The sequence below is a fragment of the Stygiolobus sp. CP859M genome, assembly GCF_037389975.1.
Taxonomy (GTDB): Archaea; Thermoproteota; Thermoprotei_A; order Sulfolobales; family Sulfolobaceae; genus Stygiolobus.
This window is the reverse complement of record NZ_JBBHKS010000011.1, coordinates 66,774-74,887: the sequence shown is the minus strand read 5'-3', so window position 1 is coordinate 74,887 and position 8,114 is coordinate 66,774. Positions and strand designations below refer to the sequence as shown.

8 protein-coding genes and 1 pseudogene are annotated in these 8,114 nt (G+C 40.2%); 3 read left to right on the top strand and 6 right to left on the bottom strand.

Annotation, left to right across the window (positions count from 1 at the left end; translation table 11 throughout):
• Positions 1 to 104: pseudogene (locus WIW72_RS04910) on the top strand (transposase); the annotation flags it as partial.
• Here WIW72_RS04910 and WIW72_RS04905 read toward each other — a convergent pair.
• Positions 96 to 995, bottom strand: coding sequence for a cytosine permease (locus WIW72_RS04905; RefSeq protein ID WP_337701845.1), 900 nt, complete (start codon positions 993 to 995; stop codon positions 96 to 98). The pseudogene WIW72_RS04910 and the gene WIW72_RS04905 overlap by 9 nt on opposite strands.
• 296 nt (positions 996 to 1,291) lie before the next feature.
• On the opposite strand from WIW72_RS04905, the gene WIW72_RS04900 reads away from it, so the two are divergent.
• A complete protein-coding gene (locus WIW72_RS04900; RefSeq protein WP_337701843.1) occupies positions 1,292 to 1,924 on the top strand; it encodes a hypothetical protein in 633 nt (210 codons plus the stop codon).
• 229 nt (positions 1,925 to 2,153) lie between these two features.
• Here WIW72_RS04900 and WIW72_RS04895 read toward each other — a convergent pair whose 3' ends face one another.
• The 5 genes from WIW72_RS04895 to WIW72_RS04875 all read right to left on the bottom strand — a co-directional run bounded on the left by WIW72_RS04895 (position 2,154) and on the right by WIW72_RS04875 (position 6,788).
• Positions 2,154 to 3,179: a 3-hydroxyacyl-CoA dehydrogenase family protein gene (locus WIW72_RS04895; protein WP_337701841.1), complete on the bottom strand. Its 1,026-nt coding sequence runs from the start codon at positions 3,177 to 3,179 to the stop codon at positions 2,154 to 2,156.
• A gap of 2 nt (positions 3,180 to 3,181) precedes the next feature.
• Positions 3,182 to 4,192 (bottom strand): aminobenzoate oxygenase, encoded by a 1,011-nt coding sequence (locus tag WIW72_RS04890; protein ID WP_337701857.1) that lies wholly within the window; start codon positions 4,190 to 4,192, stop codon positions 3,182 to 3,184.
• Positions 4,193 to 4,299: 107 nt separating this feature from the next.
• Positions 4,300 to 5,196, bottom strand: a complete 897-nt coding sequence (locus tag WIW72_RS04885) for an AbrB/MazE/SpoVT family DNA-binding domain-containing protein (protein ID WP_337701839.1) — start codon at positions 5,194 to 5,196, stop codon at positions 4,300 to 4,302.
• A 73-nt stretch (positions 5,197 to 5,269) separates the two neighbouring features.
• Positions 5,270 to 6,031 carry an enoyl-CoA hydratase/isomerase family protein gene (locus WIW72_RS04880; RefSeq protein WP_337701837.1) on the bottom strand — a complete coding sequence of 254 codons (762 nt, stop codon included), beginning with the start codon at positions 6,029 to 6,031 and terminating at the stop codon, positions 5,270 to 5,272.
• A 1-nt stretch (position 6,032) separates the two neighbouring features.
• Entirely contained in the window at positions 6,033 to 6,788 is a 756-nt protein-coding gene (locus WIW72_RS04875) for an enoyl-CoA hydratase-related protein (RefSeq protein WP_337701835.1), read from the bottom strand.
• 161 nt (positions 6,789 to 6,949) lie between these two features.
• On the opposite strand from WIW72_RS04875, the gene WIW72_RS04870 reads away from it, so the two are divergent.
• Positions 6,950 to 8,113: a thiolase domain-containing protein gene (locus WIW72_RS04870; protein WP_337701834.1), complete on the top strand. Its 1,164-nt coding sequence runs from the start codon at positions 6,950 to 6,952 to the stop codon at positions 8,111 to 8,113.
• The last annotated feature ends 1 nt before the right edge of the window (position 8,114 follow it).

The following is an 8,114-nucleotide window of genomic DNA, read 5'->3' as shown; positions in this document are numbered from 1 at the left end:
TGATAGGGGAGCTGAACCTGAGGAGCGTGGAGGCGTTCCTCAGGTTTGTTGAACGTTATTTAGGTGGACCGCCGGGGCTGATGAAAATCTTTAAGTTACGTTAAAGTCCCATAACTGCTGTGGTATTTTGGAATTACCCACAGTATCATCAGTGGAGTATAAATAAGACCTGAAACTATGAAAGAAAACACCCATGCGTTACTTAACAACGTATTCTCGCCCGGGTAAGGTAAATATAATAGTGAGGAAACAACTAGGAGCGTTATTACGGCAGCAGGGTTTACTCCCTTCCAGTATTCGAACCGCCCCTTGGATAAGAAAACGTCTAATAGTTCGAACTTAAACCTCCTTATCAAGGCATAATCGAAGATTATTATTCCCTCTACACTTCCCAGCAAACCACCGTAAGTCAACAACCAATTCTCGATATAGTTATAAGCGTTACCGTAGTAACTCCACGCTCCTAATGCTAGACCTATAACGATTAGGACTAAAGATCCCTTAAACCACGTCAACTTCTTAGGGAAAGTATTGGCTATATCGTAAGCAGGGCCTACAGCGTTAGCGAATACGTTTACCGTGAAGGTAGCTAAGATGAAGGCTAAAAGCACAAACACGTTTAGGGGAGGTAACATATGTAAGGTCACAAGGACTATTGGATCCCAGATAGGTTGTCCGTAAAGCTTGAGGGAAGAAGCAGTAGTCATAGTTGACATAACTGCGATAGATAACATGAGGAAGGGCATGGGTATTTGTCCTAAAGTTTGGGCTACTTGGCTTTTAGCAAACCTTATGTAATCAGGCATTGTTATAGCCATGGTAGCCCAGAACGCGATGTTGGCGTTTAAGAAAGCTAACATGGTGAGAAGGTTGCCAGAAGAGGTAGAGAAAGAAAGGATATCAACGTTCCAGTTCACTTTCTGCATAAAGTAAGACCACGTTATGAGATATCCTAAGAGTATTATAGGTCCGCTCAGTCTTGCCAACCACTTCAATACGGGCTGCTAAAAATTAACGCTAAATATGTTAGATGAGCGAGAGAAGGTTAAAGCGTTAAAAAGGTTATTGAAGACAAGGCTCAATTTACGTCTAACGTGTTCTAGGAATTGATGGGTGTTAATTAAACCGTTACATAAACGGGAAGATTCAGAGAATTTCCAATAAGATTGTTTAGAAAGCGTTAGAAAATCACATTAACAGAAGTATTATTATAATTCACTCTATAAATTATTTCCGTGAATTATTCAGTAGTTGGAATAGATTTAAATAAACATTACTAGAGGAGATCGTAATGAGGTTGATATATACAATTTTAGTGATTGCAATTATTTTAGCGTTTACGTTTACTTATTTTTTATTTTTTACTTACAATAATATTCACTCTAATGAACAACACATAGTTCAATCTTCATCTGGAGACTTTACCCTTTATCTTAAGCTAAATACGACAAAAATAAGCCATGGGAAAGGGATTGCAATTGTAGTAGAACTATTTTACAACGGAATAAATCCGGTTTATATTAATGTAAATAATACCAATATTCATCTTCCGTCACCATATCCTTGTGGTCCGCAGGTTCTTGTAGGATTAGAAGTGTTCAAAGGATATTACACTATCTCTAATATATCTTTAGCTAAACCTTTATTACTTTATCAACCGGGAATATATAACTGCCCAATGATGTATGCAGTTACACAATATAAGTTATTGCCGTTAAGTGACCAGGTACAATTAATATACAACGGAAAAGTACAAGCTACCTTAAATGACGAAATTTCAACTTCTATTAATGGGTATTGGATAATAAACTCTACTAGTTTATTTTCTGGTGGAAAATATACATTCTTCCAACCTGGGGTTTATACGGTAGAAGCTGTTGACTATTTCAATCAAACTGTTTTAGGATACTTTACAGTGACATAAAGTTAATGTTTTTCCCAATTTCTACTATTTTCTACCAATATCACAATTATCAGTAATATGGATTTACCAGTACAACTTAAAGTTAAGAAATATATGTTAAAAACATGAGTGACTAAGGCGGCAAAATAAGGAGAATAAAAAAGCTAATTAATAAGAAGTACATAGGATTAAAAAATACTTAGAATAATGTCGATTGTTGAAATAGAAGAAAAAGTTAATAAGATACGTCCTAAACGTAGCTGATTTCTTTTGCGTATTCTAGGATACCTTTAGGCCAACCTAAGCCCAACTTTGTAGCCTTATTTATTTCATCTTCAGTCGATACGTTGTTTTTAATCAGCCAAACTGCCTCGTCTATCGCGTCACCTAGTATTTCAGATGGTGAGGGCTCTCTACTGGTCTTTTGTATTATAGGTCTCCCAGCCGACCAGTCGTAGAACCCTTTCTTAACTTTAGTCCCCAAGTAACCCTTCGTGTAAAGATCATTTATTAACGGGCATTCGAAATTAAATCCCCTACTTTTAACTTCCTTACTTATAAGGTAATTAGTGTCGATACCGGTGTAGTCTAGAAGTTCAAAGATACCCATGGGAAATCCTAGAGTATACTTAGCTGCACTATCGACCTCTTGAACAGCATACTTACCCTCACTCACTAGTTTGCAGGCTGAAGTGAATACCCTGAAGAGTATTCTGTTAACTACGAAACCGATCACGTCTTTCCGAACCGGTATAGGTTCCTTCTTTATACTTTTTACTATTTCTATTCCTTTCTCAAATACTTCTGACGATGTATAGTTTCCCTTTATCACTTCTACTAAACCCATTAGTACTGGAGGGTTAAAGAAATGTAGTCCCAAGAATCTCTCTCTTTTGTTTAATGCCATCGACAGTTCTGTTATAGGCAGACTGCTTGTGTTTGTAGCTATCATCGTTGAGTAATCTACGTTTTTCTCGACCTCCTTAAATATACTCACCTTAAGGTTGAAGTCCTCGGGCACTGCTTCGATTACGAGTTCAGAGCCCTTGACCTCTTCTAGACTTCTGATTATCTGGATCCTTGTCAGAATGCTTTCGGGGGTCTCATTTATTCTCCTTTTCTCGGACAGTTTCTCTAACGACCACTTAATATTGGTTAAACCTTTCTTTATAGCTTCCTCGTACTTGTCATAAAGGAGTACTTCGTTCTTATAGATGGCAAAAACTTCAGCTATTCCACTACCCATTACGCCCGATCCGATGACCGCTACCTTCACCTCTAGAACACCGGCATGATATCTCCTTCGTCAAAGTCAGGAATATCCTCTTCTCCCGTTATCCCCAGTTCGGGAATTGAGGGCATCTTTATGTTGTAATGCTTTAATGACGCTCCTACTCTCACTATTGCTGTCTTCCAAGCGTTTTCTTTTTCCTCCAAGGTGGGTATATAGAATCCCGCATCTCTAGCTAGGTCTTCCATTTTCAAGTGAACTTCATTAAACCATGGAGGTAATTTCCAGAAGTCTTTAGGAGGCAAATAAGTTATTAAGGAAAGGAATACGAAACCGGCTCTAACTTGTTTAGTCACTAACTTTTTCCTTTCATCGTCCATTTTTTCGGCGTTCTGAGACATTATTAAATGGGTAAATGCGTAATGCCTAGTCTCGTCAACTGTTGTATTCTTAAAAAGTTCTTGGAAAGCCTTTATTTTGGCTCCCTTAGACATGGTAGAGAACACTGTAGTAGCTGCAGCTTCTCCCATCATAAATGATGTGAATAGCACGTCAAATGTGTACTTGTGATAAGCCTCTAAGTATGCCTTCCAATACCTAGATCCGTTCCACCAAGTCCATAACACGTTTAGCACTGCCTTTCTCTCTAGTTCATCTTGAGGCTTGAAGTCGTACGGGAACCCGGGCAAAACGCTATCTATTCCTAACCCGCACATAACGTTATGTCTGTTCTCATCATAAGTGATCGTGGTTAGGATCCCCTTTACCGGCGTAGGTAAGTGCTGTTCGAAAGACTTAACTACAGCGTAGGCGAACACGGGGGTAGCGTTATCAAAGGTAGAAAGTAAAGACCACCAATAAGCTACGGCTAACTTTTGTTTTCTATCTAGACCGCTTGCCCACTCCTTTACTTCCTGCCAGTTAATCGCCTCCTCATCCCACTGTTCTTTTTTAGCCCTTCTGTAGAGTTGCCATGCTTTATCGTTGTCAAAAGTCCACGTGGGAGGATAGACATTATTAGGAGGAAAATCTGGAGCTTCTTCAAAATTTAAATTCAAATACTTATCTGCCATTACACATCTACTGATCTTCTGTTACAAAACGATATATATAAATTTTTTATTCAAATTAAATGTTAAGGGAAATCAATTATATGAATTTTTATTCATATTAATCTCACCGTCTTATGCACAGCATCGTCCATCATGGCTATACAATAGGAAGCCATCCTCACCAGTTCTTTACAAGGCTCCGAGGAATTACAATTATTTTCTAACTCGTTCATCTTCCACCTTAACCACTTTATATCGTCGAGCTTTTCAGTGAAAAACATCTCTGTAGCTTTAGAAAACATCTCTGATACTGTTATCACATTTTCCTTTCTAATTCCTTTGTCGGTTAAGCTTATGAATTGCTTTAAGTGGGAGACGAACCTGCCCATATCCCTTATGAATATCGCGTAAAGGATTATGTCTTTAGATGGTAAGTTGAAGTTATACTCGTCATCAAGCTGGACACCTACAGCAATGTTCCTTATTATTCCTCTGTAGTCTTTAATTAGACTATCACACCTGAAAATAAGGTCCTCCTTTAGTTCTGGAGTTATTGAGTCCAGTACGGATAATAAATCGGCTAATATTTTCTTTACCTTTTCTACGTAAGACTTAACTAAGTTCATTAAGTCTGTGCTTACAGTGAAATTTACGTTGAAGGTAACACTGGTAAAACTTTCATCTACAACCTCCAAACCTGGGTGTGTTAGCTGTAACTCCTTCAATGCCTTTTTAATCTCCGGTGTCATGGTGCCCTTAGACTTCACAACGATCTTAGACACTCCCTGCATGTAGAAAACCGAGATCAGGTAAAGTGTTGTGTCCAAGTCGTCTATTTCTACATCCCTTTCGGCATTAGGTTGTTTGATCGGTTTTACCTTAAGTCCGTCTGCCGTCTCATAAACCTTAAGTTCGCTCTTTACATCCAACCCGTTTTTCTTTACCCAATCCGTGGGAATAGAAATAATATAACTTCCGCCCTTTATTTTTTGGAGCCTTCTTATACTCATAAATTATGCTATTTATATACATTATAAATGCATTTATATGCATATATGGGGAAGAAGTGAAGGTAAAAACTAGTTAACTCGTCCAGTTGGGTTTCCTCTTTTCCACGAATGCTCTCATCCCCTCCTTGCCATCAACACTGGCTAGCGTTACGTAGAACTGTCTCCTCTCAAACTCAAGCCCTTGGGTTAAGGTCGTCTCTAACGCTCTGTTCACTGCTTCCTTAGCTAGCTCTTCTGCGAACCCAGACCTTGAGGCTATATCCTTAGCTAACCTCATAGCTTCGTCCAATAAAGCTTCGTCAGGGACGACTTTGACTACTAAACCTCTTCTATATGCTTCCCAAGCCGAGATCATTTTACCCGTAAGAACCATTTCCATCCCCTTGTATTTCCCTACAGTTCTTGTCAGCCTCTGAGTACCTCCAGCACCAGGTATAATACCGAGGTTGATCTCTGGTTGGCCTAGTGTTGCACTCTCGGCAGCAATTATTATGTCGCAAGCCATAGCTAACTCGAGCCCTCCACCAGCAGTAACACCGTTTAAGGCAGCAATGACGGGCTTCCTGAATGTTCTCAACCTTTCCCACATTGGGGCGTGACCTTTCCTAGCTACTTCCTCAATTGGCATGTTTAGCATTTCACCTACATCTGCACCAGCACAAAAAGCTCTACCAATTCCGGTAACAATAACCGCCTTCACCTTATCCTTCTCAGCCTGATCGAACGCCTTAACGAAATCCTCTACCATTTCCATATTTATAGCGTTTAGTTTTTCTGGTCTGTTTAGCTTTACAATTCCGATATCTCCTACTTTCTCATATAACACTGTGTTCATCTCACTCACCTTTAAACTGGGGCTGTCTCTTTTCTAAAAAAGCCTTTACACCCTCGGAGAAGTCGTAGGTCTTTCCCAGAGCCCCCTGCATAGCTGCTTCATAGTCCAAGAAATCTTCCAAGTCGTAGTACATTACTCTGTTTATTAGTCTTTTACTTGCAGAGTAACTCTTGAATTGTCCGTTTGCTATCTTTTCGGCAGCACGTAACGCCTCAGCTAGCGGGTCTTCGACAACTTGAAATAATCCCATTTTCTCAGCTTCTTCTCCAGTGAACTCCCCGCCCAGTAAAGCGTACTTCTCAGCCTTTATTCCAGCCATTCTTAGGAGCATTAACGTCATTCCGCTGTCAGGTGCTAGGGCTATGTTATGAAATGCAGTTACAAATCTTGTCTCCTTCGTCGTATATCTTATATCCGTAGCCAATGCGAGGCTAATTCCGGCTCCTGCTGCAACACCTTTTACGGCGGATATGAATATTTTCGGAGAAAACCTAATCTCTTTTATGATTACATGGAATGAGTTTCTTAAATCCTCAGCTAGGTCTTGGCTCATTGACGATAGATCTGCACCAACACTGAATGCCCTCCCTGCACCGGTGATTACTGCGACTCTCTTTTCCGGGTTTCGATTAAAGTCCCTTATCGTCTTTATAAGATACTCTCTTAATTCTTTGTTCATCGCGTTGAGTTTCTCAGGTCTGTTCATAGTTATTAAGAGGACTTTCCCTCTATCCTCCACGAGTATTTCAGAACCCATTGGTATCTCTTCTCTCCGCTAAATTATATTTCTAACTTACATTATACCGTTTTTTAATGAAGAATGAAATAGACTGATATACCTATTTTTCCATTTGTATATGCTGTAGGAAAATTATTGAGATAACAAACTATTTAAATAATTAAAACAGCATTTAATTTGTGAACAGAAAAGTCGGCGTTATCGGCGTTGGGATGAGTAAGTTTGGGAGAAGAAATGATGTCACTGTTAGGGAACTGGCATGGGAGGCTGTAAAAGAGGCCTTTGAAGATGCAGGTCTGACACAGCAGGACATTCAACTTACAGTAATAGGAAGTACAGCTTATAGGGGTACTGAAATATACCCAGCTCCTCCGGTGTCAGAGTATTGTGGACTTGTCGGAAAATCTCCATTGAGAGTCGAGGCAGCTTGTGCAACTGGTAGTTCAGCCATGTTTACGGCTGTAAACGCAGTTGCTTCTGGAATGGCTGACATAGTGCTAGTTATAGGAATAGATAAGATGACTGAAGTTGATACTTCAACGTCTTTAGCAATAGGAGGCAGGGGAGGGAACTATTATTGGGAATTCCATATGTACGGTACTACATTCCCGACGTACTATGCCTTGTATGCGACTAGGCATATGGCTCTTTTCGGGACTACTGAGGAAGATATGGCTTTAGCTGCCGTGAAGGCTCATAAGTACGCGTCTTATAATGAAAAAGCCCATTTCCGTAACAGAGTAACCGTTGAGGATGTCCTGAAGTCTAGGGTTATTTCATGGCCCATAAAGCTTTTGGACTCATCTCCAATAAGCGATGGTGCAGCGGCTGCAATAATAGCCTCAGAAGAGAGAATAAGGGAATTGAAAATCGACACACCTATATGGGTAAGGGGAATGGGTTACAGTAGTGATACTTCTTATATAGCAGCTAGGGGTGAATGGGTAGGGCTTAAGGCAGCTAAGGACGCTGCTTACATGTCGTATAAGATGAGCGGTTATACTCCTCACGATATAGAATACGCCACGGTTCACGACTGTTTCACAATTGCCGAGATTATGGCATATGAAGATTTGGGATTCGTAGAAAAGGGGAAGGGAGCTGTTCTCCTAAGGGAAGGACAGACTGAGAAGGATGGTAAAGTTGCAGTTAACTTGTTCGGAGGATTGAAAGCTAAGGGTCATCCCCTGGGTGCTACCGGTGTTGCAATGGTGTATGAGGTAGTTAAGCAGTTGAGGGAAGAGGCAGGACCCGTTCAACATTCCTTTAAGAACTACGTAGCTTTAACCCATAACGTCGGAGGTACGGGACATTACGCTTTCGTTGGAATTTACAGTAGGTGAG